Source organism: Paenibacillus oralis (genome assembly GCF_003863965.1).
GTDB lineage: Bacteria > Bacillota > Bacilli > Paenibacillales > Paenibacillaceae > Fontibacillus > Fontibacillus oralis.
This window is the reverse complement of the sequence record NZ_RRCN01000001.1, coordinates 2,687,122-2,713,063: the sequence shown is the minus strand read 5'-3', so window position 1 is coordinate 2,713,063 and position 25,942 is coordinate 2,687,122. Positions and strand designations below refer to the sequence as shown.

Sequence of the window (25,942 nt, the reverse complement as noted above, 5' to 3'; positions counted from 1 at the left end):
GGCAGCCGCTATTTTGCATAAAATGACCTTTTCTAATTTCTAACGGTTGTGAGCGCCGTTAATAGCCTCAATCTGGGTAAAAGCAGCCGGGTTTCAGTGAAATAAGCCTCATAGCAACCGTTAGAATTTGAAATCAACGTTTTTGGATCAATTAGCGGTTGTGGCAACCGTTAGAATCGTTTTTTCCCTGATGTTTTTGTTTATGCCGCTGTTTGCGTTCATCCCTACCTTCCGTCACTCCCAGCGCTATTCCCTATCCGCCGCTTTACATCGTTCCACCCTACGCAGCTTGGCCGCTCCCGCAACGAACCGGTACGGGCTGAAGCGGATCTCGGGCAAGTCGCTCTCCAGCCTGCGGCTCAGTTCCTGAAGCTGCCCGCTTACTTTGGCCTCCACGTCTGCAGGAGAGCTAATGTCCGGCGCGAGCTGCAGCGAGATGTCCAGCTCCCCGCCGGCGAGCTGGACAACCCGGTAATGCTCGATCGCAGCCGAAGCGGCAATGACCGCCCGGGCCACAAAATCCGGAAATACCGCAACCGGCTCCCCCGTACGGCTATGAGGAAAATACAGGATATCGTCACAGCGTCCCTCGATCCGCTCGATGGCGGTGAAGGGACAGCCGCAGGCGCACAGCTCCGCCGCTTCGGTCAGCACATCGTTGAGGCGGTAGCGTACGATCGGCTGGGTGGTGCGGGAGAAGTCGGTTATGATCGGCACGAAGCGCCGGGTGGCCGGGTCGAGGTATTCTTTTTCAATGTGGACGACATCCTCGTTCAAGTGCAGCGTCCCCAGCTCGCAGGTCGCCCCCAGAAAACCTTCGGTGCACTGGTAGGCCTGATGGACCGTTTGCCCGAATGTTTTCTCGATCACGTCCCGATCCAGCGGATCCAGTACCTCGGCGACCGAAATCAGCCTGGACGGCCGCGCCGTCAACCTGCCCGCCGTGAATTCATCCGCCAGCATTCTCAGCATCGAAGGAGGGGCGACCCACACCGTCGGCCGGTACGCCTCCAGGCGTTCCACCAGTTTGCCGATCGGGTCCAGCAGGTCAAAGTACCGGAATTCCAGCTTTCCGCGCCGCACCGATTCGTACAGATTGCTGTTCGCCCGCAGAAAAAAAGCGATCTTCGCCGGCTTCCGCAGCCCTCCGGGCAGCAGCTTCGCCAGCACCGTTCCGGTCCAAGCATCCTGCTCCCGGCCGCTCACCAGAAACAGTCCGCGATTGCCCGACGTTCCGGACGACAGCCCGACCGTTATCCCTTTGATCACAGGGCTGAAATTGCGGGTAACCTCCCCTTCGGCCGCCAACGCCAGCGCTTCCTCTTTCAGAATGCCGGCCGTGTTGAGGCGGTCGAAATGCTCCATCATCAGCGCCTTGTCCATCAAGGGAAAGCTCCGCCATGCCTCGTTCTCCAACCCGTTCCACCATTCGCGGTAAAAAGAAGAGTTAGCCTGAACCCAACGGATATGGCGAATCACCCGGCGCTCCTGCCAACGCTCCAGACGGGCGCGGCTGCTCCATTTTCGTCTCCGGCGCGTCAGCCAGTAATGATATACGGTCCGCAGCGTGCTGGATATGCTCAACGTTCCATCGCCTCCGTTCCCCATAGCCTCAACGCCTCGGTGCAGTGGCTGGGCACGATCCGGATGTCCGGATACCTCCGGTGCAGCTCCGTCAGCCGCTCGAAACTGCGTCCGTACTCCCGCCTGTCCGACATGATGATCCCTGCCGCCGGATGCGGCCTGCGCCCTTCACGGAACGCCCGGCTGGACCAAACCGTATCCGCGCAAAGAAAATAGTCGGCCTCCCCCGTACTCGCAAACAGTCCGATCATCCCCTCCGCATGGCCGGATACTTCCACGGCGATCACGCTGCCGTCCCCGAAAATGTCGAATCCTTCCGCAAAAGGAAACTCCGGCCCGAAGCGGAATCGCTGCTCACCCGTGTCAATGGGCTCCGACCTTGCGGCGAACTGCTCGGGGTCCGGCAGCAGTCCGGGCAGGAACCCGGCTCTGACGGCGGCCAAGGGTCGCAGCGAGCGTACGGCCTCGTAGGCTTTAGGCAAATAAATCATTTTAGCCTGCGGAAAATCTTTGACGCCCGCGATATGATCGGCATGAAAATGCGTCAAAATCACGTATTTGACCTGTTCCGGGTCCATGCCGAGCCTCTCCCGCAGCCAGCCCGCAGCACTGTCGCGCTCCTCGTACACCACCGGCGTAATATACCGGTACAGCGCATTCGGCAGCCTGGCGGTCTCCTCAAAAAAGCGGAAGCTGTACCCCGTATCCACCATCACCGGCCCATGCTGCGGATGGACGATGCAGGCAAATCCCGCCGGGAACCGGACCGGGCGCAGCCGCCCGCCGCGCAGGGTCAAAAATTCCGGATGGGTGCAGTACCCGGCCGCGCCCAGATACAATTGCACCCTGACCTTTGCGGGAAGGTTCGTTTGAGCCTTTGACGCCTCAGGCGGGAGGCTTGTTTGAGCTTTGGGCGCACCAGGTAGGATGCTTGTTTCAGCCCCAGGCGGAATGCTTGTTTTACCCCCTGGCGCCCCAGGCAGAATGCTTGTCAAGGCCCCGGCCGCTCTGGCCGGAACGCTCGTTTGGATGCTCTTCATCATGACCGTCCCCTCCACCATTCCGCAAAACGCCGCAGCCCTTCGTCCAGGCTGACGCGCGGAGCATAACCGAGCAGCGTGCGCGAATCCGTAATGTCGAGCGTCTGGCTGAGGGCGAGCGTACCGGCGGTATAACGCGTAAGCAGCGGCTCGCCCAGCACCGGGATCAGCCGGTGCAGCCCTTCCAGCACCGCGGCCGCTCCGTAGGCCTTCCGGTAAGAAATGGAGCGGGTCTTCAGGGGCAAGTCCAGCATACGAAACAGGGACTCTACCAGCCGCACGAACTCCCTCGGTTCCCCGTTCGTAATGTTATAGGCCCGCCCCCCCGCTTCTTCGGGTGCGCTCCAGGCGTTCAGCAGCGCGTCCACGGCATTGTCCACGTAGGTCGCGTCGATCAGCGCCTTCCCGCCGCCGATCAGCGGTACGCCGGACTTGCCGCTCGCGGCGACGATGCGCGGGAACAGCGCCTGGTCATAGGGGCCGAATACCGCTCTAGGCCGAATAATGACCGACGCCAGCCCCTTGGCATGATACCGCTCCACAACCTGCTCCGCCAGCCGCTTCGTGGCGGCATAATGATTAGCTCCTTTAACCGGCAGCGGCTCGGACTCGCGGATGCCCAAGCGGGGCAAATAATCGAAATATACGCTTGGGGTCGATACATGAATGAAGCGGCGCACCCCATGACGCAGGCTGGCCTCGGCGAGTATCCGGGTAGCCTCCACATTGCAGCCGTAAAAATCGCGGTATTTGCCCCATGGCGAGGATAACGCCGCGCAATGAAAGACCGCATCCTGCCCGGAGCAGACCGCGGCGGTGCCGCTCTCGTCGCGCAAATCCTGGCAGCGGAAGCGGATACCCTCCGCCTCGAGCCGCCGGCCCTGCTCGGGGCTGCGCCCGAGACCGGTTACGTCCCAGCCCTCACGGACCAACCGCCTGGCCAGGTGTCCTCCCAAAAAACCCGTCGCCCCAGTTACCAATGCTTTCATGATGGTTCACCGTTCCATTCTATGTCGTAAGTTAACGCTTCTGTCAGCGTAATCCCCAATCTGCGGGCCGTGCGGAAGGCATCGTATACGACCTGTGCCTGCTCCAGCCATGGCCTAAGGTCATCCGCCCGGAAGATAACGTCCCGGGTCCCCCGGACCGCCCCCAGCCAGGAGCCTAGCCCTCTGCGCAACAGCTCCCGCCATCCGCAGCCGAGCATCGGCAGGGCCAGCATCGCCTTGCTCCCCGGGCGCGGCCGGATGATGACGCCTTCGGCCGCCAGTTCCTCAGGGCTGAGCAGCGCCCGTTCCAAGCCGGTGCCGGACTCGAACAGATGAACGCCGCTGGTCGCCCGGGGATTGCATTCGATCCCGTACAGCTCGCCGCCGTTTTGCTCGATCAAATCAAAGCCGATCTGTCCGCAGAACCCCGTTCCATCCAAAAAGCGGCGCACCCATTCCAAAGCACCTTCATGCTCCATATATTCAAAATGGACGCTCGCCCCCGTTTTCCCGGTCCGGTAACGGCTGCCGTAAGCGGCATGAGCAACGATGCGCCCGTCGTGCACGACGCTGTAGGTGCATATCGCCCGGCCGGCAATAAAATCCTGCGCCACCCAGGGCGACGTCTCCGACAGCTCGCTTCCTTCCGGAGGCGGCGGCTGTATGCTCCTTGGCGGCATTGCCCTGTCGCTCCTTAGCGGTATACTCCCGCCACTCCGTGATGGTATAGCCCCGCCGCTCCTGAGCGGCATTGCCCCGCCAGGCCCGCCAAGGCGCTCCCCGGGCGGCTCCGCCGCTGCTCCCTTCCTCGGCTCCGCCGCCGCTGGATCCCGCCTCGGCCCCACCTTCGCCGCCGGCATGATGACCCGGGAAGCGAAGCGCGAATAGGCCGGCTTCAGCACCACGCTCCTGCCCTCTGCAGCCGCAAGGCTCATCGTCGCCTGCCATGCCTCGCGGCTGTTCAGCAGCGCCGTAGCCGGGACGGGCAAACCCAACGAAGCGCCGCGCTGAATGAAGCGGTATTTATGATGCCATTCATGCAGCAGCTCCAGCGGCGCCACCAGCACGCGGCAGCGGCGCTTCAGCCGTTCACTCCCGCCGGCGATGACGAAGATCTCTTCGCACAGCGGAATCAACAGGTCGATGTCCCACTGCCCGATCACCTTCTCCAGCGCGGTCAAATAATCCTGCGGCTGCTGTCGCGGAGGCGGAACATGAAAGCTCCGCTCCACCGCCGCTGAGCGCCGGCACAGGTGATGCGGCGCGCTCTCGGCCGCGTATACCCGGTGCCCGGCGCGATGCAGCAGGCGCGCAAGCTCCAGCGCAACCGGAGCCCGGCCTCCCGTGAGCAGAATGCGCAGCGGCCTAGTAGTCAAGCAGCAGCCCCCCCAGCGACAGGCCCGCCGCCGTCCCCAGCAGCAGCACCCGGTCGCCGCGCCGGATGCGCCGCTGCGCGATCGCTTCATGCAGCCCCATCGGAATGGAGGCGGCGATCGTATTCCCGTGGTTCCGCGTATTATCGAAAAAACGGTCCTCCGCGATGCCGAGCTTCTGGCGCAGCAGGCGCATCGCCATCGCGCTGCCCTGGTGCGGAATCACGAGCCGGATATCCTCCATACGGGTTCCCGACGGGGCCAGCAAACCGTCCAGAAATTCCGGAAGCAGTTTGGAGGCCATGCGGAAGATCGCTTGTCCGTTCATGCTGAACAGGAACGGCTCGGGGCGCTCCGCCGAATATTGCGAGGCATGGCGGCGGGTTCCGCCACCGGCGATCTCCGAGTACCGGGCACCGCGGCTGTACGTTTTCATGGAGGCGTATACGATCTGCGAAACCTCCTCGGGTTCGGATTGGCCGATCACCACGGCGGCCGCCCCGTCGCCGAACAGCGCCGCGCTCTCCTTGTCGGCCCAATTCAGCCCGGCCGAAGCGATCTCCGTCGCCACCAGCAGCACCCGCCGGTACCGGCCCGCCTCGACCAGGTATGACATGACGTCGAGCCCGTTCAGGAAGCTCAGGCAGGTGGCGTCCATATCAAAAGCCGGCACCCCCGAGTCTTCCTGGCCCATGGCTTGCTGGATGAAAACGGCCGTGCTGGGCAGCGGCTGTTCCTTCGTGCCGCTCGTGCACACCAGGCAGTCGATATCGGCGAAGCTAAGCCCGGCGTTTGCCAGCGCCATTTCCGCCGCCCTCGCTCCCATATAGGACGACGTCTCCCCTTCGGCCGCATAGCGGCGTTCGCCAACCCCCGTGATTTTGCCGGTCCATCCGGCCGGAACGCCAAGCAGGCGGTCCATCTCCTCGTCCGTGACGCGCCGCGAAGGCATGTATTTCCCCGTGCCGAGTATTTTTACTTTTCTAAGCTGCATTTCCCCATCTCCACTTCTTGGTTGTCGATAACTGTGACAATTCGTCCCAATCAGATAATGAAAATATAAAGTCCTCGCAGGCGTGAATTCTCAGGAATCCCTGAATCTAAGGCGTGGGTTTGGAGTTGTGACTGGAAAAAATCCAATAGATTGCCGGAAAATAAATACCATTTTGAGCTCTCATTGGAAAATATCCAATAGATTTCGTTCAATCGCCCATTTTGCGCCCTTCCGTGCCTAATCTATTGGAAATATCCAATCAGGTCGCCGTATTTGCCACTAAATTCCCAATTCTATTGGATATTTCCAATCAGCCCATTGAGTTTATCCAAACTTTTAACAACGGCAGGGACAGACACCGGTCTGCCCCTGCCAACGGCCTTGCTCTCCATCATCGTAAACCCGCAAAGCGAAAAAAAGCACATCCGTGAAACCACCACTGCCAGCCGCAGCTAACCGCTATCGCGACACGATCTCCTTCAATGCCCCGTCCAGCGTTTCGTACTTAAACGTGAACCCTTCCCGCAGCAGCCGTTCCGGCAGGACCCAGCGGCTCTTGAGCACCAACTCGGTCTCGGTGCGGATGAGCCGCGCCCCGAGCTCCAGCATCCAGCGCGGCGCGGGCAGCCCGATGGGGACGCCCATCGTCCGGCGCAAGCTGGCCATCAGCTCCCGATTGGTGACCGGATGCGGCGCGGAAGCGTTAAAGACGCCTTCCAGCTCGGGATGCTGCTGCAGGAACACCACGATCCGAAACAAGTCTTCCATATGAATCCAGCTGAACTGCTGCTGCCCGGAACCTTGCGGCCCGCCAAGCCCAAAGCGGACCAGATTGCGCATCGGCCCCATCACCCCGCCGTCATCCAGCACGATGGCGATGCGGAGCGCTACCCGCCGTGTGTCCGGAAGGTCAAAAGCGAAGAAAGCCTGCTCCCACGCCTTGGCCACATCAACCGAAAATCCCGTGCCGATCTCACCGCCTTCTTCTGTCATGGGGCGGTCTTCCGCATGCCGGTAGATCGTTGCCGTACTTGAATTGATCCACAGCGCCGGAGGACGGCGGCATGCCAAAACGCTCTCCCCAAGCAAACGTGTGGTCTCCGTTCTTGACTCCAGGATCAGCCGGCGGTTTTCCGGTGTATAGCGGCAGTTTACCGATCTGCCTGCCAGATTGATCAGCAAATCAGCGCCTTCCAGCGCTTGCGTTATTCCCGTTCGGTCATCCCAGGAAATGTGGGAGGACTGCCTGGAAATCATGCTGATCTCATATCCCATATCCTTAAACCGGCGCTCGAAAGCCCGGCCGACAAAGCCCGTACCTCCGGCCAGCACCACTTTGGGCATCATGAATCCACTCTCCTGTCGCAAATAAAATGACAAAGTTCGTGATATATTGTCGTCATTATACCATGGTTTCGGAGTTGAATTTGCCCAAAGCCGCCAACCGCGCAAAATGGTCCGCCGGACCCATCGGTTCTGCTTTGTCAAACATTGCTAATCATTAAATTTTAAGCGATAATTTAGGCTATCCGAATTATGGCTCAAAACTGAAATCGGTGCTTGATCGGGAATAGGTGCGGCGTATAAAAGTACGATAATTGTAACGGTTGCCCGCGAACTTATTTCCCGTTTTTTCGCTCGAATAAGCGCTATGACAGCCGTTAGCACCGGATAGCCTGATCATTCGCGGCAACCTATTGCCTAGCACCGCTTGCTAGATTAAGCCCAGAATTACAGCCAAAACGATAACGGAGGGATTTGCCGTGAGCAAATACGGAATGTACGCCAAGTTTACCGCCAAACCCGGGGAGCGCGACAAACTGGTCGATATCTTGTTGGAAGCCGCCGCCGGAGCCGAGTTGGTCCAGGAATGTGAGTTGTATATCGTCAACGTCTCCGATACGGAACCGGATACCGTGTGGGTGACGGAGGTATGGAGCAGTAAGGAGGCCCATGACGCCTCACTCCAACAAGAAGCGACGAAAGCGTCCATCCAGCGTGCCATGCCGCTGATCGCCGGTGTGGAATCCATCCAAATCCGCCCTGTCGGCGGCAAGGGCATATAACTCCGAAAAAAGGAGGCGATACGCCAATGGATATTCAACATGATCCATATATTCGCAGCGATCAGGAGCGGGATCGCCTGCACAGGCTTGCAGCGCTGGCGGCGAAGTTTGCGGAGCGGGCCGCGGAGCATGACCGGCTGGGCACATTTCCGCATGAGAACATCGACGAGTTGCGCGATTTTGGCTATATGAAGCTGACCGTACCCGAGACATTTGGCGGTGACGGTATTTCATTATACGAAATGGTGCAGCTGCAGGAACGGCTGGCGATGGCGGACGGTTCCACGGCGCTGGCTGTCGGCTGGCATGTCGGCAAGGTGCTGAACTTGCGGGAAAGCCGCAGCTGGCCCGAACCGGTATGGGCGGAGCTATGCCGGGACATCGTGGAAAAAGGCGTGATGATCAACGCGTTCGCCAGCGAGCCGGCGACCGGCAGCCCGAGCCGCGGCGGCAGACCCGCCACGACGGCTGTAGCGGTTCAGGGCGGCTGGGTGCTGAGCGGGCGGAAAAATTTCAGCACGTTATCGCCCGCGCTCGACCGCTGCATCATCACCGCTTTTTGCGAAACGACCGGTAAAACCGCAGAGTTCCTCGTCATGATGAAAGACGGCGTAACGATCGAGGAAACCTGGGATACCCTGGGCATGCGAGCCACTGGCAGCCACGACATCATACTCGATCAAGTTTTCGTACCGGAAAACCATTTGCTGAAGCCCAGCGGTGCAACGATCGACGACGGCGGCGGATGGCTGCTGCACATTCCGGCCTGCTATATGGGCATCGGCCTGGCCGCGCGGGAATTTGCTCTGCGCTTTGCCGCCTCCTACCGCCCGAACAGCATCAAAGGCCCGATCGCCGAACTGCCGAATATCCGCCAGTTGATCGGCCAGATGGAGCTGGAGCAGCGGACGGCCCGGCAGATGCTGTACGCCGCGGCCGACCGTTGGGACCGCCATCCCGAGCTGCGGCCGAAGCTGCGGTCCGACCTCGGGCTCGCCAAAATGACCGCCACCAACGGCGCGATCCGGATCGTCGATCTGGCGATGCGCATCGTCGGCGGAACAAGCTTATCGAAAAGCCATCCGCTCGAGCGTTACTACCGCGACGTCCGTGCCGGCCTGCACAACCCGCCGATGGACGATGCGGTCATGGCTATACTGGTGGGTGAGGCGCTGGAGGGGAAGCTGGAGGGGAAGGAGCGCTAAAAAATGATTCAACCATGCGTTGTTCGCGGAAAAAAGCTGCATGTCGAGATTTTCGGCAAAAAAGACTCGCCCGCAGTACTTTTTTTACACGGCGGGCCCGGGGAGAGTTGTTATGAATTCGTCTATCATCAGGCGGAGAGGCTTGCGGCAGAACTCTTTGTCATTGCCATCGATCAACGGGGGGGTATGCCGTTCCGAAAAGATTTTGGAAGACGAGCCTTTTGGCCTTAAGGATCTCATTGACGATTGCGAAAATCTCAGGCAACAACTCGGCGTCAAACAATGGTCAGTGATCGGCCACTCGTTCGGCGGTTATTTGGCTTTGATCTATGCAGCGGGTCATCCGGACTCTGTTGCGAACGTTATTTTTGAATGTCCCACGTTCGATTTTACGTGGACCGCGCAAAGCCTGCTGACGAAAGCAGCGTCCATTTTCAAAACTCTAGGCGACGCGGAGCGTTCGGAACAATGTTTGCACTTGGCGGCGAGTAACCTTTCCGCCAGGGAGCTTTTTGACCGGTACATGCAGTTTGGAGAAGATCTGGGCGAAAAGAAAGAGCTCATTTACTCCCCTTATGAGACGCTGACGGATGATTCTTTGTATACGGAAGAAGAATGGGACGAATTCGGAGAAAAAACGGATATCCACCTCAGCCGACTAAGGGAAGAAGGGAAGATATTTGAATCTGCAGTTCCGCTTCTGTCCCGGTTGTCAGTTCCGTCGCTCCTTATTTTGGGTAAGCACGATCCTGTCACATGCGAGCGTCATATTCGGGCATATAAAGATGCCGCGCAAGGCGAGACCATCGTTATGAAGGGCTGCGGGCATACTCCGCATAAGGAACAGCCTGCACTATACAGAGATACGGTCAGCAATTTCATTCTTGCGAGTACCTTTTAAGGGTCCCGTCCATTCGTTTTAAATTGATGAACGCAAACCAACTTAAAAGCAGGTGGAGCAAGTCCCACGAAATGCAAAAGTGCAGGCGGTTTTTGTCGAAACTCCTCTAAACTGGCGGGTCAAATGTAAAAGTGCAGTTCATTTCCGGCCAAAAGTTACTTTTTTATCGGATGGCCCCTACGTGAGATGTATTTTTGCATTTCAATCGCTCTAAAATGGTGATTCACGAAAAATAGCATGCACTTTTGCAGTTGATCCCACCAGGCCGTCCTCCTCCCAATGAAAAACGAACAACTGCAGGAACTGATCGATCTCAAAAATTCGCTGCAAAAGTTAGGTTAATTAGTCTTTAAGCAACCAGCCACGGGACGCTTAGCCCTTGGCCTTAAGTTCCGGCCCTTAATCCTTAAGCAGCTCCCGCAGCATCCCTTCCCTATTGTTCAAAAATTCCTTCATAATGACGTAATGGTCGGTCTCATCGAGCTTAACCTTACGGATGCCGCCCGCCGTCAGCTGGTAGATCACACTGTCGGGATAAGCCATTAAAATCGGCGAGTGGGTGGAAATAATGAACTGCGAATGCGAACGGACCAGATCGTGGATCCGTGACAGCATTGCCATTTGCCGGTACGGCGACAGCGCCGCTTCGGGCTCGTCCATGATGTAGAGGCCGCGCCCGCGGAAACGGTTCATAAACGCCGCGAAAAAAGACTCTCCATGCGACATCATATGCAGCGATCTCCCGCCGTAAGACGCGATTACAGAGCCCCCGCCCGGTTCGCGGTCGAGGTTGTCGATTTCCGTGGCCAGGTTGTAATAGCTTTCCGCGCGAAAAAAGAACCCATCCCGCGGCCGGACCGCCCCGCGCACCGTACGGATGTAGCGGTGGAGCTCGGAGTGCGTCTCCGCCGTTGAGAAATTGAAGTTCAGCGACCCGCCCTCCGGATTGAAGCCGAGCGCGACCGCCAGCGCTTCCAGCAGCGTCGATTTTCCCATCCCGTTTTCGCCGACGATGTATGTGACCTTGGGATGGAACTCCAACTCATCTAGCGAAGCCACCGCGGGAAGGTGAAACGGATACCGATCAAACGAGGGCACCTCCTCCCGGCGCAAGGCGATTTTACGCAAATAGGCGTTCATGTCCAAAGCCAATCTCCTCCTTTCCATCCGGATGCTCTCCCGATCTTAACACTTCATTCACCAAACACGTCCGCAACACTATGCCGTTCCATTATAAAACAGATACGCCGGCGTATGTAACCGTTCCCCTCGGCCTTGGTGGCTTGTTTGTCCATCATCCTGGATCGGCCGCGGTAATTGATGCTCACATTGGATTTTTCCAATGAAATTCGGCGTACGCCCCACGCAACAGAAAACGCTAGACAACTAAAAACGCCTGTCCGAAAAACGGCCGGAAGCCGCCGGACAGGCGTTGTTGCTATTAGTATGTTATGAGTTCCTTGGGATCTTCCGGGCTCTAGGCTTCGACGCCAACGCCCTGCAGGAATTGGAACACGGTTTCGACCTTTTCTTCCGTCAGGTCGCCGCTGTTGTCGAAGACGAAAATCGATGAGGACGGGATATCCCAGTTGATCTCCGGCACGAATTGGACGCGGTGCTTGAAGTCGTCCCAGTGCTCCAGCTTCCACGTATCGCGCTCGGTTTGCCGCTCGATGATTCTTTCCCTTTGCGTCTCCATATCCTTCAATGTAACGACAATGACCTTGACGTCCACTTCGCGGTTGCTTAAACCCGCCGCCTGAAGCACCTCATCAATCCAAGCTTTATTTTTAAGCTCCGCCGTGAACGGGGAAATCATAAAGACATTTTGGCCCGCAGCCAAATTCTCAATGCAAATGTCCTTGGTCGTGTCATACTCCAGATCGCGAAGATGATGTTTGTAAAAATCGGAGTCGCGATCGTTGACGTCCAGCCCGTTCATCTCCAGTATTTTTTCGACGAAACGTCCGCCGACCGTATCGCGGTCCAAAAAAGCCGCCGGCATGCGAAACGCCAGCTTGCGGGCCACCGTCGTTTTCCCCGTTCCGGCGACGCCCACAAAAAAAACCAACTTCTGCATGATGTAGCGATCCTCCTTAAGTATCTGCCTATAGCTAATCCCATTGTACTATACAATTTTGAATCGGCACACCTGCAGTTGGACGGGGCATGACGAGCGACTTGCAACAGCCTGCCCGCAAGGCAAGGCATCCGCGAGAAACACCAGCGGACAAGGCCAGCGCAAAACAGCGCGGAACCTTACTCTTGTTGCCGGGGTTTCCCCTTACGCTTCAGCGTCGTTGCCGACGATCCGGAGCAGTTCTTCCCCTTCGCGAACCTCTCCTTGCCGGAGCGGGAGCACATCGGTGTAATCGAACGTATTGGTGACGATTACCGGAGTAACCGTAGGGTAGCCGGCCTCCCGGATTTTGTCCACGTCGAATTCCAGCAGCAGTTGGCCGGCCGCAACACGATCGCCCTCTTTGATATACGAAGTGAAGTGTTCGCCGTCCAGCTTGACCGTGTCGATCCCGACATGGACCAGAATTTCCGCGCCGTTATCCGACACCACCGCCAAGGCGTGTTTTTTCTTGAACGCTACGGTGACGGTTCCGTCGAATGGAGCGACGACCCGTCCCGCGGCCGGCTCGATGGCCACGCCTTTGCCCATCGCCCCTGCGGCGAAGGCCGGATCAGGCACCTCCGACAGCGGAACCACGTTACCGCTTAACGGGCTGAGCGCCATGTCGCTGGGTTTATCGGAAGCTGTGCCTTGTTCCTGATCCTGGGCTGGTTCGGCCGAAGCGCCGGCTTTGCCTTTGTCCTCTTCTTCAACCGGGTCTTTGAAGCCCAGCACGTAAGCCAATACCGCGGACAGCAGGAACGAAGTCGTAATCCCGATGATCAACCCCGGGAAGCCTTGACCGCCAGGGCCGTAGAAAATCGGCAGGGTCAGCAGGCCGGGAGCGCCGGAAGCAAATGCCTGAGTACCGGCCTGGCCGATGATCGCGCCGCCGACGGCGCCGCCGATCACCCCCGCGATAAACGGACGCTTCAGCGGCAGGGTTACCCCGTACACGGCCGGTTCGGTAATCCCGAACAGGGCGGAAAGCGTAGCGGAACCGGCCAGCGCCTTCAGCTTTTTGTTTTTCGTTCGCAGCATAACGCCGAGCGCCGCGCCCGTCTGAGCGAAGACCGAAGCAGTAGCCGCCGGCTTGATGCCGTCTTTGCCGTAAACCGCGATGTTGTTGATGAATACCGGGATCAAACCCCAGTGTACGCCGAAAATAACGAGCAGCTGCCAGGATGCGCCCAGAATGGCGCCGGCGATCAGCGGGCTGAACGCGAAGGCGGCCAGCAGGCCGTCGGCGATGGCGTTGCCGACATACACGCCAAATGGTCCGAATACGATCAAAGTCAGCGGAACCATAACCGCAAGTGAAATCAGCGGTGTCACGAAGTTCTTGATGCTCTCATGAATCACGCGATTGCAGAACTTTTCCAGCTTGCTCATCACGATAACCGACAAAATAATCGGAATTACGGTCGACGAATAACTCATCATGATGACCGGGATGCCGAAGAAGTGCGTCTCCGTTCCCTCCGTTTTCAACTGGATGATCTGCGGATAAAGCAGCGCTCCGGCAATCGCCAAGGCCGTAAACATATTGCCGCCGAACTTCCGGGCCGTTGTAACCGCCAACATCGCCGGCAGGAAGTAGAACAGGCTGTCCGCCGCCGCATACAGGATGATGTAGGTCGTATCCGTCGTCTGCAGCCAGCCGAAATTGCTGGCAATCAGCAGCAGCCCTTTAAGAATACCGGCTCCCGCCATGACCCCAAGCAGTGGAGCGAAGATGCTGGAAATGACGTCGATCACGGCTCCAAAGCCTTTTTTGCCGCCCTGCGGCTTGTCCTCCGCTTTGGAATCGCTCAAAATGTTGGAAACCCGGCCGATGGCGTTATAAACCTCCGGCACTGTGTTTCCGATAACCACCTGGAACTGTCCGCCGCTTTCCTTGACCGTGATGATCCCGTCGGTCTTTTCCAGCTTGGCTTTGTCCGCCTTGGATGTGTCCTTCAGGGTAAACCGCAGTCTCGTCGCACAGTGGACGAGCGAAACGACATTTTTTTCGCCGCCTACGCCCTGAACAATTTCTTTTGCTAAGTTCTCGTAACTCATGCTGTGCACCCCCACTATTTTGAATAAAAGCAATAATTTGGTGTTTTTTGGCAAATAAAAAACCTAAGCCTTGAAAAATAGTAGACCGCAATGTCTCGCTATTTTTCACGACTTAGGTTTTGCCTGCATCACCAGTAACAATCCCATTAAGATGCTGATATGGTTTTGATGGCTCTATAATATACCGCTTTCTTCTCTTTGTCAACGCTTTATTAACGATTTACGACCCGTTCGATATGCACCGTCAAATAAAGCATTTCCTCGTTGGTTAATTTGTGATTGTACTCTTTTTCCACGAACATTTTGATTTTCTCGGCGCATAACGCGGCTTCCCTATGCTTCTCCTTGATCAAATCGAACAGATTGTCATAGTTCTCCTTGTAGTGCGTCCCCTTGAGCACCCGCTGGGCAAAAAATTTCAGATGCGTAATAAAACGCAAATAGCTCAGCGAATCCTCTTCAAATTCCGTCCCGAAATGATATTTGACGATATTGATGATCTGCTGCATGAACTTGGTAATGTCCATGGTGGTGCCGACTTCCTCGTTCATCTCCGCATTGACGATATGGATGGCGATAAAGGCCGCTTCGTCCTCCGGAAGGTCGATGCCCAGCTTAAGCTTGATCCGCTCCAGCGTCTTCAGGCCAATGCGGAATTCTTCCTTGTACAGCTGTTTGATCTCCCATAGCAGGGCATTTTTGATCTCCAGTCCCTGCTGATGCCGCTCCACCGCAAAGTTGACGTGATCGGTCAAAGAAACGTAGATATTTTCGTTCAGCTTCTTGGGGAGGTTCTTCTTGGCATAATCGATAATTTCCTCAACGATGACGATCAGTTCGATGGGCACCTCGCGCAGCAGCATCTTGAAATTATCGGAGGTCTGCTTGTTTTTGAGCGCAAACACCTTCTCGATCCGGCTCTCGTCCACCTTATCGCCGGGCTTCTTTTTAAAAGCGATCCCCCTGCCCATGACCACCAGCTCCGTCCCGTCCTCCTGAAGCACGCTGATGACATTGTTGTTAATGACCTTGGCTATTTTCATATGACCCCCCGTCCTTTATAACCAGCTTAAGCCGGCTCCCTGCCTTCTCGTTATATCATTTTCTCCGGCAAAAACAGAAAAAACCCCGGCACGACAAAATGAAAACCGAACCAAGAATTGTCAACGCTTACAGAACAAAGAGGGAAGCCCCGGTTATCCGGGACCTCCGATTTTCCATGTTCATCAAGCCGGTGCGATTACTCGCCGAGGTTTTCACCGTTTGATTGGATGACATTTTTGTACCAACCGAAGCTTTTCTTCTTGGTCCGTTTCAGCGTGCCGTTGCCTTCGTTGTCCCGGTCCACGTAGATATAGCCGTAGCGTTTTCTCATTTCGCCGGAGGAGGCGCTGACGATGTCGATCGGCCCCCAGCACGTATAGCCGAGGATTTCGCACCCGTCCTGGATCGCTTCGCCCAGCTCGGCCAGATGGCGCTTCAGATAATCGATCCGGTAGTCGTCGTTCACTTCTCCTTCCGGAGTGACCTCGTCATGCGCACCAAGCCCGTTTTCCACTACGAACAGCGGCTTCTGGTAACGGTCGTGCAATTGGTTGGCCGTAATGCGCAGGCCGAGCGGATCGATGGTCCATCCCCACTCGGATTTGTCCAGATAAGGGTTGGCGACGGAGCCGAACACATTGCCGCTCGTCATTTTTTTGTTCACTTCGGGATCCGTGCTGGTCGTGCGGCTGGAGTAGTAGCTGAAGCCAATGTAGTCGACCGTATGCTCCTTCAGAATCTCCGCGTCGCCCGGCTCCATCTCGATGGTCAGCCCGTGATCGCGGAAGAAACGCTTGGCGTACCCCGGGTATTCACCGCGTGATTGCACGTCGATGAAGAAGTAGGACTCGCGGTCTTTTTCCATGCCCTGATACACGTCATCCGGGTTGCAGGTATACGGATAGAAGCTGCCAGCCGCGAGCATGCAGCCGATTTTGGCGTCCGGAATCAATTCATGGCAGGCTTTAACCGCCAGTGCGCTGGCAACGAGCTGATGATGCGCCGCCTGATATTGAATTTGCTTGACGTTGTCGCCTTCCTTAAATACCAGCCCCGCACCCAGAAACGGCAGATGCAGCAGCATATTGATCTCGTTAAAGGTCATCCAATATTTCACTTTGTCCTTATAACGTTCCAGCACGGTTTTGGAATATCTTTCGAACAGCTCGACCATTTTGCGGTTTTTCCAGCTGCCGTATTTCTCGATTAGGGCCACCGGCACATCGAAATGGGCCAGGGTGACAACGGGCTCAATGCCGTTTCTCAGCAGTTCGTCGAACAGGTCGTCGTAAAACTTCAGACCGGCCTCGTTTGGAGCGGCGTCTTCCCCGGTGGGAAAAATACGCGCCCAGGAAATCGAGACGCGCAGCGCCTTAAAGCCCATCTCCGCGAACAGAGCAATGTCTTCCTTGTAACGATGGTAAAAATCGATCGCTTCGTGGGACGGGTAAAATTCGCCGTCCAGCGGCTTAAACGACGGAACGTTGCCTTTCATGATGCTTCTTCTTTGCTCGCCCGTCGGCAGCAAGTCCACCAAGGTGAGGCCCTTTCCGCCCTCCAAGTAAGCGCCTTCGGCCTGGTTTGCGGCAATCGCCCCGCCCCATAAAAAGTTTTCCGGGAATCTAAAACCGGTCATGTTCATGCTCCTTTCTTTCTGCTGGCGTTGTAGGGACTAACCTTTCGTAATAAAAAAACCCGAACAACCCCGGCCGCACGATCGGTGCAGACTGGAGCGTTCAGGTTATGCCCGAGTGGTAACATCCCCGTGTCATTTTTTGATTGATTATGCTACAACTTTAACAATCATTCGGGGAGGATGTCAACCAAAGAAAGCCAAAGCCGCGGCCTCGGGTCATGAACCGGAAGGTCAAGACGACTGCTGGCGCAGCTTCGTTTCCCGCACCAGTTCTTTCACGTTCTCCTCAAGACGGAGCTTTAACTCCTCAGCGATATCGAACCCGCCCTCTTCTTTACGGACCACTTGCGAATCGACCGTATACACGCCGCCCAGGATATAGCGGGCGCCCAGCACGGACAATACCGGCTTTAAAGCGTAATCGATCGTCAGCAGGTGAGCCAAACTGCCTCCGATGAACAGCGGCAGCACGACCTTGCCGGCCAGGCCTTTTTGCGGGATCAGATCGAGGAAGGTTTTGAGCACTCCCGTGTACGAGGCCTGGTATACCGGACTGGCCACGATGACGGCGTCCGCCTCGGCCACCATCGCATTGGCTTTGACGATCGCCGCGCTTTCGAATTTGGTATGGATCAAATCTTCCGGCGGCAGCTCGCCGACATTCAAATGCCGGACCTCCAACCCTTCTTTGCCCAGCAGTTCCTCCGTCAGGGAAAGGACGGCCGCCAGCCGGGATCCCGGCGTGGGACTGCCGTTAATAATCGTAACTTTGGCCATGTCGGATTCTCTCCTTTATGTATAAGATGGATTATTTTCTAAATCGGTATACGAATCGCTGTCAGGCCATACGGCCTGTCGCGCCAAGTATCCTGGCGCACCAAGTGTACTGTCGCACTAAGTGTCCTGCCGTACTAAGTGTTCTGCCGTACTAAGTATTCTGCCGCACCAGGCGGTCCGTCACACCAAGCATTCCGTCAAATTCCGATGAACCTGCTAGGTTAAAAAAGATGCTATCAATATTTTAAGGAAAAGTCAATGAAAGCCACTCCGGCGCTTCGGGCCGGCGTCTGGGCACATCCCCATGGGCGGTTGCATACGATGAAGCAAAATTACCGTTTTTAGGAAGGGGCCTGTTAGTTTATGAATCCCGTGTATCCGTATATCGGCAAAAAAACGGTCTGCGAGGAGCGGCCGATCGCTTTTCCGCCGCAGCATCAGGAAAGGCAGCCCGGTCTGGAAAGCTTAATGCAGCCACGGCCGATTTTCGACAATCCCGAATACCGCGGCAGCGGCAAATTACGAGGGAAAGTAGCCGTCGTGACCGGCGGCGACAGCGGCATCGGGCGCGCCGTGGCGGTGGCGTTCGCCAAGGAAGGGGCAGACCTCGTCATCCCTTATTTATGGGAAACCTCCGACGCAGAGGAGACGAAAAGGAGAATTGAAGCGCTGGGGCGACGCTGTCTGCTCATCGAAATCGATTTACGCCGCAAAGCGAACTGCGAGCGGGTCATCCAGGAGACGATGCGGCACTTCGGGCGGCTTGATGTCCTGGTGAACAACCACGGTGTTCAGTACCCGCAGCACAGCATCGCCGACATCTCCGAAGAGCAGCTGTATCAGACGTTTCAAACGAACATTTTTTCGTACTTTTTCCTCGTGCAAGCCGCCTTGCCCCACCTCCGGCGCGGCAGCTCGATTATCAATACCGCTTCCGTCGTCGCTTACAGGGGGCACAAAACGCTAATCGATTACTCCGCCACCAAAGGTGCGGTCGTTTCGTTCACCCGTTCCCTGGCCCTTTCCCTGATCGATTTCGGCATCCGCGTCAACGCCGTCGCCCCCGGCCCCGTTTGGACGCCGCTTACCGTCTCCAGCTTCTCGGCCGAGGAAGTCACGACGTTCGGAACGGACACCCCCATCCGCCGCGCCGCCCAACCGTATGAGCTGGCTCCCGCCTACGTGTACCTGGCCAGCGACGACTCCTCCTACGTTGCCGGCGAAACCGTGCACGTCAACGGCGGCAGTATGGTAACGGCTTAGACAAAAGGACGCCGGGGGCGTCCTTTTGCGTTTAACTTGTTCTCTGGCGACGGGCAACGCATCGTTGTTAGCCTTGCCGGCACTTGGCGGCTTACAATGCTCTAGCGTTGGTATAGCAGCCTTGTTTGGCGCCCGGACAGGTTTGCAAAGCCTAACTGTCGGCGCGGCCGCTTACCGGCCGCTTACGCTGAATGTTGGCGCTGCTTGCGGCGCGTTTAATGCTGGCATTCTCACGATTCGTCCCTGAAGTGGCGCTTAATGCTGACATTCTCACGATTCTACGCGAAATAGGGGTATTTTATGGCGTTATTTTCAGGGATTTAGGTATCCAGTGCAAAATAGAGGCATTTTATGTACCTATCTATCTCCGCTCCCGAAAAAAAACAACTTTCCCCGCCTTCACCGGATAAATAACGACATAAAAGTCCCTTATCCTGCGCCATTTCAGTAGAAAGTCAGAAATAGCGACGTTTTTTACCGCTATATCCGGGGTGAGCGATACCGTGACCTTCTTTCGCTGTGTCCGGGGTAGGCGATGCCGCGGCTTTCTTTCGCCGTGTCCGGGGTAGGCGATGCCGCGGCTGTTCTACTTCATCTATCCCGGTTAAGCGATACCATGACTTTGTACCACCGTTGCTGGGCTGGGCGATTTCCGTGGTATTTATCGCCATATCCAGGCGATTTCTCGAAGACCAAGCGCCGGGCGGCCAAGCCGCTTACAGCGCTTCGATGATGTCTCCGGCCAGCAAAGAGGCCGGAGACCCGGGCCGGGCGGCTGCGGCGCGTTCGCCGGCGAGGCCGTGCAGGTACACGCCCAACGCCGCCGCCTGAACAGCGTCCAGGCCCTGGGCCAGCAGCCCGGCGATGATGCCCGTCAACACGTCCCCCGATCCCCCGGTCGCCATGCCGGGGTGCCCAGTAACGTTGACGAAGACGCGGCCGTCCGGGGCCGCCACGACGGTGCGCGCGCCCTTCAGCACGAGCGTGACGCCGTGCTGCTCGGCGAAGCGGCGCGCCAGGCCGATGCGGTCCCGCTGCACCTCGGCCGTCGGCAGCCCGGCCAGCCGGGCCATTTCGCCGGGATGCGGCGTCAGGATCGTCGCCGCGTCCCGGCGCTTCCACGCCGCGAGGCCGCCGGCCGCGGCGAGGATGTTGAGGGCGTCCGCGTCCACCACCAGGGGACGCGGGGCGCCCTCCCACAAGGCGCGCAGGAAGGCGTCCTCGCCCGGGAAGCGGCCCAGCCCCGGGCCGACGGCGAGCACGTCGCGCGCCGCCAGCAGCCGCAGCACTTCGTCCGCTGCGGCTGCGTTCCAGGCGCCGGCGTCGCCGCTGGCGGCCGGCGCCAGCATCAGCTCGGGCACGGCCCCGAGCACATGCGGCAGCAGCGCCGCCGGCAGCGCCCACGTCGCCAGCCCGCAGCCGGCGCGGAGCGCGGCTTTGGCGGCGAGCAGGCCGGCGCCGCTCAGCGGCAGGCTGCCCGCGGCGAGCAGCACGTGCCCGTACGTGCCCTTGTGGCCGTCGGCTTCGCGCCGCAGGCCCGGATCCACACCGAGCTCGCCGCGCAGCGTCTCCCCGGTGAGGACAATTCCCGCAGCCGCCATGCCCTGCGGCAGCTCCCGGGGGATGCCGATATAGCGGACGATCACATCCCCCGCCGCCTTGGCCCCCGGATACTGCGTCAACCCCGCCTTCAAAAAGGCGAGGCACACCGTAATCCGGGCCCGGATGCACGGGTCGTACGTTTCGCCCGTATCGGCGTCCAGCCCGCTGGGGATGTCGGCTGCGACGATCGGCAGCCCGCTTTCGTTCGCCTCCCGGATCAGGGAGGCGTAAATACCCCGCGGCGCGCCTTTGGCGCCGGTGCCGAGCAGCGCGTCAACGATCCCGGTCACGCCCCGGGAGCGGGCCGACGCAACGTCACCGGGAGCGTACACCGCGCCCGGAAGCCCCAGCGCTTCCGCAATGCGCTGCTGCAGCGCCGCTTCCCCGCCGAGTTTTTCCGGCTCCTCGGCGTACAACAGGCTTACCTTTACGCCCGCGTCGGTCAAATGCCGGGCGCACACCAGGCCGTCGCCGCCGTTGTTCCCTTTGCCGACCAGGATCAGCCAATGCTCCGGATACCCGTCCATCGCGCCCAACTCGCCATGTCTCCCGGCATTCGAGCAGGCCGGTACAAAAGACGGCTTGCTGCCCCCGAGCGCGCTCTGTCCATACCATCCGTCTCTCTTCATCCCTCCGCGAACGTGGATATCCGATCCGCCGGCCCGCAAGGAACCACGCACGTCAACATCCCAGCCGTCATCGTAAATTCGTTCGCCAGCCTCTTCCACTCTTCGTGCGGGCCATTCCCAGGTTTGATGCCGGCGCTTCCGGCAAAAGGCCAGCACCTCTTCGGCGATCGCCCGTCCGGCGTTTTCCATTAACGCGACTGACGGAATTCCCATCTGTACAATCGCATGCCGGTCAATCTCCCGCATTTGCTCCGATGTCACAAATCTCATTCCTGCTCCTCCCTTCCCATCCAACCGCCAATTTCACCAACAACAGAATCGGCCGGCTTCTCCGAATTACTATTACTACAAATCGCTGACATGCCTTACCGGCATCGCCGTTATGTGCAAGCTTCTCCCGATTCGTCTTCTTTCCACCATCCAAGCTAACACTCCTAACGCACATTCCGAGCTCCATGCCACGCTCAAAAGCCTTAACTAGTTCCTCTCTTAGTAAGCAACGGTAAACCGCGCGCCCGGGAACTGCGGATCTTCGACCTCGTCCAGCAGCGCCACCGCGTAATCCTCAACGGTGATCCGGCTTTGGTCCCGTTCATCCGTGATCAAACGATCCAAGCCAATCCGGAACTGCCCCGTCCGTATGCCGGGTTCAATGACCGCCGGCGGACAGATCACCGTCCAGTCCAGGCCGGAAGCCTGATACAACGCCAGCGCCTCGTTGTGCGCCCGGGCCAGCGGACGAATCTCCTCCGGAAACTCCGGCGAGTCCATCAGCCGGACGCCCGGCGCAACCTCAAGGCTTCCCGCGCCTCCAACGGCGATCAGCCTGCGTGCGCCGCCGCGTCTCGTTCCTTCGATCAGGCAGCGCGTCGCCTCCTGCATCTCATCCTCATCCCCAAAGCGCGGCCCGTAAGCGCTAATCACAACATCCTGCCCCTCCGCCGCCTTGGCGATGGAATCGGGCATCAAAATATCCCCTTCGATCACGCGCAGCGTTCCTTGTTTGCCTTTCGCCGCTCCCGTCCCCGTTTCCTGCAGGTCCGCTTCGGCAAGCCGCGACGGATCGCGCACCACCGCCGTCACGTCATGCCCTCGCCGCAGCGCTTCGGCCAAAATTCTTTTTCCAAACGTGCCCGTAGCCCCAAACAATACGATATTCATTGGTTATCCATTCCGTCCTCTCTACGCTTGTCGTCAACCCAATTCGGCTGCTCTTATTATAATCATCCCAAAAAGGCAGTTCAAAACACCGCCGGCCCCCGGTACCGCCAAGTTTTGTGGTTCCCCGGCCATTTCCCTCGCCGTATAGGCTCCAAGAAAAGCGAGCCCTTAGAGAGCCCATTATGGAGCCAGATTGGATATTTCCAATCAGAGCTGTTCGATCGGCCATACAAAAAGAACTCCCGGCAGTTCTGCCGGGAGCTTAACCAGTCTTAATATCCGCAGGGCCGTTCAACCCGCTTTGCCGAGCAAAAAACTCACGATCAAAATGACGAAAACGACCGCCGTGATCAGCACGAAACGGTAATCCTTTTCCGCCAAAAACACAAACAGCGAAACAAACACGCGGAGCACCGGAGTCAGGATCAGCAGCAGCAGCCCCGCCTGAATGATGGCGGCCGATTTCATGGCGGCCAGCCCTTGCGCGATGTCCCCAAAGCTGGTCGGGAACGTGTCCCCCGGGTAGCCGCTGTCCCCCGTCACCAAAAATAGCAGCAGGCCGGCGATGATCACGACGGCGGCCACGATGACGCCGATCCGCAGCATTTTGCTGACGACGATTTCCGCGGCGATGGCACGGTTTTTATCCGCAGGATGGCTTTCGTTCATGTTAACCCCTCCATCCTTGGTAGATCATTTGGCAGGCGATATAAATCATCACCGGAATAAAAAGCTTGCGGATCGTTTTGCTTTTCAGCCGCTGCATGATCCGCGACCCTACGGTGGCCCCGACAAGAACGCCCAGCGCCACCGGGGCGGAAATGGTCGGAATGATGTCTCCGCGCAGCAAATAAATGCCCGCGCTGGCCGCCGCCGTGACCCCCATCATAAAATTGCTGGTGGCCGTGGACACCTTCAGCGGCATTTTCATAAACACGTCCATCGCCATCACCTTAAAGCTGCCGCTGCCGATCCCGAGCAAGCCGGAAACGACGCCCGCCCCGTACATGACCCCGAAGCCTTCATAAACCCGGTCGATGTTGTAGGCTACGCTTTTGCCGATCGCTTTGTCGTAATACTCTCCCTGCAACCCCAGCTTTTTCGCGAGGGGATGGAGCCGGACGCCCTCCGGCACTTCCTCCTTGCCTTTTTTGATCATAGAATAAGCCGAATAAAGCAACAACAGAGCAAAAATGAAAAATAAAATCCGCGGCGCGATCAACGCTCCGATAAAAGCCCCCGTAATTGCCCCGACGGTCGTGGCGATTTCCAGAAACATGCCGACCCGCAAGTTGGTGATCCGGTCGCGCAGGTAAGCCACCGCCGAGCCGCTGGACGTGGCGATGACGGATATAATGCTCGCCCCGATTGCATGGTTGATGTCAACGCCAAACAGCAGGGTGAGCGCCGGCGTAACGATAATGCCCCCGCCGAGGCCCAGAATCGAGCCCACGATCCCCGCCAATATGGCGATTAGAAAAATTTCAATAACGATCGTTGTCAAAACTGCATCTCCTTTGCTGATCATTTTCCGTGACGATTTGCAGAAATGCCGACCACGATGCGCAACGTTGGTGCTAAACCGGCGTATGATGCGCGCGGAGAATGGCCATATGTACACTCCTTCCGATAACCGCAAAAAAAACATCGCCTGCTCCTATCGTCAGCTACCAAGTATAACACTTTGCTTTTCAGACTTCACCCTCAATTTCCGGGAATTTCCGCTTTTTTGACGAAGCGCCTTGAAATTCGCCATGCTCCTGTGCAATAGTGGAAGGAGGAAAATGGAAAGGGGGATCACGGTGTCCTTTTCGGAATGGATAACTTGGTTTCGGCTGCATCAGGGGTCCGCTGTAACCGCCTTCCTGGCGCTCGTGATTTTTCTCTGGTTGTACGGGACCGCCCGCCGCAGAGCGGCGTTTGAAGAACATAAACGGCTGGAGCATTTGAAAAACAGCCTGGAATTGTACGCGGCTGCGGTCGCGGCGTTGATGCGCGCTTTGGACAAGCCTGCTCTCTCGGGGGCGGGAAAACGCTTATTATTGAACAAATTGCTGGCATTGCGCGCCGCTCCTTACGCCACGGAAAACGCGCTGACGCAAATTTCGGCCTACGCCGCCGACGGCGACGCCGCTCGGCTTGAACTGCTGCTGAAGACACTGGAGAGGGAGAGCGAGCAGTTGATCGCCGAACGGGACAAGCTGCTGCGCCAAATGGAGCAGCCGGGATGGGGACAATGGCTGTGGCGTTATTTTCGTCCTTCACTGCCGTTTCTATTTGCGGCCGGGTTGTTTTTCACCTTCTTATGGCTGCTGCAACTGGTGGACGAGTCTTTTCCGGCCCCGGCCGAAGGGGCTGACCGCTGGCGTCTTTGGGCGTCCTGGATCCAGCTCGTTTCAACCTGGTTGGCGCTGGGGGTGTTTTATCCGGCAGCGATGAGCCTCCGCCGCAAAAACGCAAGCTCGGCGCTCGCCCGGATTCTTGCCGTGCTGATCGCCGTGTTGGCCTTATTCCATCTGGCTGGATACGTGTTTGCTCCGTATATTTTGGGCCTGCAGCTGCTGCTTTTCGGCTGGGGTTACCGCCTGAACGGCCGCAAGCCGCGGAAATCGCGCCCATATGTCGGCCATCCATCGGCGGCTTCCGGCGACGGCAGCGACGGCGGCCACCCGGACGCCACAAAGGACGGCGAACCGCGGGACCGGTAATCGTGTGTGGGCAACTCCCGACGCTCACGGCGTCGGGATGCCATTAGAATACACCGTCGGAGCCCGGCCGCAAGCAAAATGCCGCGAAACGCCGCGAAATGCAAAAGTGCAGTTCATCCCCACCCAAACAACCATATTTCTCCAGCCCCCAACTACATCAAGGTCTATTCTCCGATTCCATGCTGCGAAAGTTGAGTCAGAATAATATTTATTTGGTCTTTTTAAAATGCGTTTTGTATGATCTTCATTTTTAGAGGATATTGAGGTACTTAAAATCGCGGGAAAGGCTAATACACTATCAACCGGATATAATAAGCATGAGTACAACAAGATCGATATATAAATTTATTATATGGTTTCCAAATTTGTAAATTAATTAATTCATGTTATAATGAATTTAGTTACGGAAGGGGGAAACTTTCATGATTGACGATCACGGAAAACCTTTTTCTAGTCCTGCCGATCCACACGGTGCTAAGGCTAATTTTGATACAAATGAAAAAAAGCTACATTCACATGGTGTTTCTGGGCTTTGGAGACAAATTACAAATTTATTGATTTTAGTTGGAGTAATTGCAGCAATTATTCTGCTGAGTAGAATTTTTTAATTATTATATAAAGAAAAAAGCCGTTGCTTTTTACTCTTGCAACGGCTTTTTTCTTTATTTTGTTTCTAGGGCAGGAATGTGAATCCGGCTAATGTTCTTGCACTTGTTTCATGAATATACTTCGAATTGATTCTCAATACTCCTACACCCTGAAGTACCGCAGCTCCAAGAATTGCACC

General features: G+C 57.3%; 23 protein-coding genes. 7 read left to right on the top strand and 16 right to left on the bottom strand.

Annotation, left to right across the window (positions count from 1 at the left end; genetic code table 11):
• Positions 1-246: 246 nt before the first annotated feature.
• From EHV15_RS12420 to EHV15_RS12395, 6 genes are all read right to left on the bottom strand, one after another.
• Positions 247-1,584 carry a F390 synthetase-related protein gene (locus EHV15_RS12420; RefSeq protein ID WP_342773981.1) on the bottom strand — a complete coding sequence of 446 codons (1,338 nt, stop codon included), beginning with the start codon at positions 1,582-1,584 and terminating at the stop codon, positions 247-249.
• Positions 1,581-2,627 carry an MBL fold metallo-hydrolase gene (locus EHV15_RS12415; protein WP_246061503.1) on the bottom strand — a complete coding sequence of 349 codons (1,047 nt, stop codon included), beginning with the start codon at positions 2,625-2,627 and terminating at the stop codon, positions 1,581-1,583. The genes EHV15_RS12420 and EHV15_RS12415 overlap by 4 nt, the downstream gene beginning before the upstream one ends.
• Positions 2,624-3,613 (bottom strand): NAD-dependent epimerase/dehydratase family protein, encoded by a 990-nt coding sequence (locus EHV15_RS12410; protein ID WP_128631479.1) that lies wholly within the window; start codon positions 3,611-3,613, stop codon positions 2,624-2,626. The genes EHV15_RS12415 and EHV15_RS12410 overlap by 4 nt, the downstream gene beginning before the upstream one ends.
• Positions 3,610-4,989, bottom strand: a complete 1,380-nt coding sequence (locus EHV15_RS12405) for an ATP-grasp domain-containing protein (protein ID WP_128631478.1) — start codon at positions 4,987-4,989, stop codon at positions 3,610-3,612. Before EHV15_RS12405 ends, EHV15_RS12410 begins: the two co-directional genes overlap by 4 nt.
• Positions 4,979-5,980 carry a beta-ketoacyl-ACP synthase III gene (locus EHV15_RS12400; protein WP_128631477.1) on the bottom strand — a complete coding sequence of 334 codons (1,002 nt, stop codon included), beginning with the start codon at positions 5,978-5,980 and terminating at the stop codon, positions 4,979-4,981. The genes EHV15_RS12405 and EHV15_RS12400 overlap by 11 nt, the downstream gene beginning before the upstream one ends.
• 459 nt (positions 5,981-6,439) lie before the next feature.
• Entirely contained in the window at positions 6,440-7,327 is an 888-nt protein-coding gene (locus tag EHV15_RS12395) for a TIGR01777 family oxidoreductase (RefSeq protein WP_128631476.1), read from the bottom strand.
• Between the two features lie 416 nt (positions 7,328-7,743).
• Between EHV15_RS12395 and EHV15_RS12390 the strand changes: the two genes are divergently transcribed.
• From EHV15_RS12390 to EHV15_RS12380, 3 genes are all read left to right on the top strand, one after another.
• Positions 7,744-8,046, top strand: coding sequence for a putative quinol monooxygenase (locus tag EHV15_RS12390; RefSeq protein ID WP_128631475.1), 303 nt, complete (start codon positions 7,744-7,746; stop codon positions 8,044-8,046).
• Between the two features lie 26 nt (positions 8,047-8,072).
• Entirely contained in the window at positions 8,073-9,251 is a 1,179-nt protein-coding gene (locus tag EHV15_RS12385) for an acyl-CoA dehydrogenase family protein (RefSeq protein ID WP_128631474.1), read from the top strand.
• 112 nt (positions 9,252-9,363) lie between these two features.
• Complete coding sequence (locus EHV15_RS12380; RefSeq protein WP_342773980.1) at positions 9,364-10,152, top strand: alpha/beta fold hydrolase; 789 nt, start codon at positions 9,364-9,366, stop codon at positions 10,150-10,152.
• A gap of 399 nt (positions 10,153-10,551) precedes the next feature.
• Here EHV15_RS12380 and EHV15_RS12375 read toward each other — a convergent pair whose 3' ends face one another.
• From EHV15_RS12375 to ssuE, 6 genes are all read right to left on the bottom strand, one after another.
• The gene (locus EHV15_RS12375) at positions 10,552-11,319 is read right to left on the bottom strand and encodes an AAA family ATPase (protein WP_178075839.1); all 768 of its coding nucleotides are present in this window, start codon (positions 11,317-11,319) and stop codon (positions 10,552-10,554) included.
• Positions 11,320-11,629: 310 nt separating this feature from the next.
• Entirely contained in the window at positions 11,630-12,232 is a 603-nt protein-coding gene (locus tag EHV15_RS12370) for a P-loop nucleotide/nucleoside kinase family protein (protein WP_128631473.1), read from the bottom strand.
• A gap of 204 nt (positions 12,233-12,436) precedes the next feature.
• The gene (locus tag EHV15_RS12365) at positions 12,437-14,335 is read right to left on the bottom strand and encodes a beta-glucoside-specific PTS transporter subunit IIABC (RefSeq protein ID WP_128631472.1); all 1,899 of its coding nucleotides are present in this window, start codon (positions 14,333-14,335) and stop codon (positions 12,437-12,439) included.
• 212 nt (positions 14,336-14,547) lie between these two features.
• The gene (gene licT, locus EHV15_RS12360; RefSeq protein ID WP_128631471.1) at positions 14,548-15,378 is read right to left on the bottom strand and encodes a BglG family transcription antiterminator LicT; all 831 of its coding nucleotides are present in this window, start codon (positions 15,376-15,378) and stop codon (positions 14,548-14,550) included.
• A gap of 197 nt (positions 15,379-15,575) precedes the next feature.
• A complete protein-coding gene (locus EHV15_RS12355) occupies positions 15,576-17,015 on the bottom strand; it encodes a 6-phospho-beta-glucosidase (RefSeq protein WP_128631470.1) in 1,440 nt (479 codons plus the stop codon).
• A gap of 231 nt (positions 17,016-17,246) precedes the next feature.
• Positions 17,247-17,792, bottom strand: a complete 546-nt coding sequence (ssuE, locus tag EHV15_RS12350; protein WP_128631469.1) for an NADPH-dependent FMN reductase — start codon at positions 17,790-17,792, stop codon at positions 17,247-17,249.
• A gap of 363 nt (positions 17,793-18,155) precedes the next feature.
• Here ssuE and EHV15_RS12345 point away from each other — a divergent pair, with 363 nt between their 5' ends.
• Positions 18,156-19,055, top strand: coding sequence for an SDR family oxidoreductase (locus EHV15_RS12345; RefSeq protein WP_128631468.1), 900 nt, complete (start codon positions 18,156-18,158; stop codon positions 19,053-19,055).
• Positions 19,056-19,080: 25 nt separating this feature from the next.
• Complete coding sequence (locus tag EHV15_RS12340) at positions 19,081-19,302, top strand: hypothetical protein (protein ID WP_128631467.1); 222 nt, start codon at positions 19,081-19,083, stop codon at positions 19,300-19,302.
• Between the two features lie 469 nt (positions 19,303-19,771).
• Here the strand turns inward: EHV15_RS12340 and EHV15_RS12335 are convergent, their stop codons facing one another.
• The 4 genes from EHV15_RS12335 to EHV15_RS12320 all read right to left on the bottom strand — a co-directional run bounded on the left by EHV15_RS12335 (position 19,772) and on the right by EHV15_RS12320 (position 23,951).
• On the bottom strand, positions 19,772-21,556 hold the full coding sequence (locus EHV15_RS12335; RefSeq protein ID WP_128631466.1) for an NAD(P)H-hydrate dehydratase: 1,785 nt from the start codon (positions 21,554-21,556) through the stop codon (positions 19,772-19,774).
• 219 nt (positions 21,557-21,775) lie between these two features.
• Complete coding sequence (locus EHV15_RS12330) at positions 21,776-22,447, bottom strand: NAD(P)-dependent oxidoreductase (RefSeq protein WP_128631465.1); 672 nt, start codon at positions 22,445-22,447, stop codon at positions 21,776-21,778.
• A gap of 291 nt (positions 22,448-22,738) precedes the next feature.
• Positions 22,739-23,116: a DUF1634 domain-containing protein gene (locus tag EHV15_RS12325; protein WP_128631464.1), complete on the bottom strand. Its 378-nt coding sequence runs from the start codon at positions 23,114-23,116 to the stop codon at positions 22,739-22,741.
• A 1-nt stretch (position 23,117) separates the two neighbouring features.
• On the bottom strand, positions 23,118-23,951 hold the full coding sequence (locus EHV15_RS12320; RefSeq protein ID WP_128631463.1) for a sulfite exporter TauE/SafE family protein: 834 nt from the start codon (positions 23,949-23,951) through the stop codon (positions 23,118-23,120).
• 280 nt (positions 23,952-24,231) lie between these two features.
• On the opposite strand from EHV15_RS12320, the gene EHV15_RS12315 reads away from it, so the two are divergent.
• Together EHV15_RS12315 and EHV15_RS12310 are read left to right on the top strand one after the other, a co-directional pair.
• The gene (locus EHV15_RS12315; RefSeq protein ID WP_128631462.1) at positions 24,232-25,155 is read left to right on the top strand and encodes a hypothetical protein; all 924 of its coding nucleotides are present in this window, start codon (positions 24,232-24,234) and stop codon (positions 25,153-25,155) included.
• Positions 25,156-25,577: 422 nt separating this feature from the next.
• Positions 25,578-25,763 (top strand): hypothetical protein, encoded by a 186-nt coding sequence (locus EHV15_RS12310; RefSeq protein ID WP_246061500.1) that lies wholly within the window; start codon positions 25,578-25,580, stop codon positions 25,761-25,763.
• Positions 25,764-25,942 lie beyond the last annotated feature (179 nt).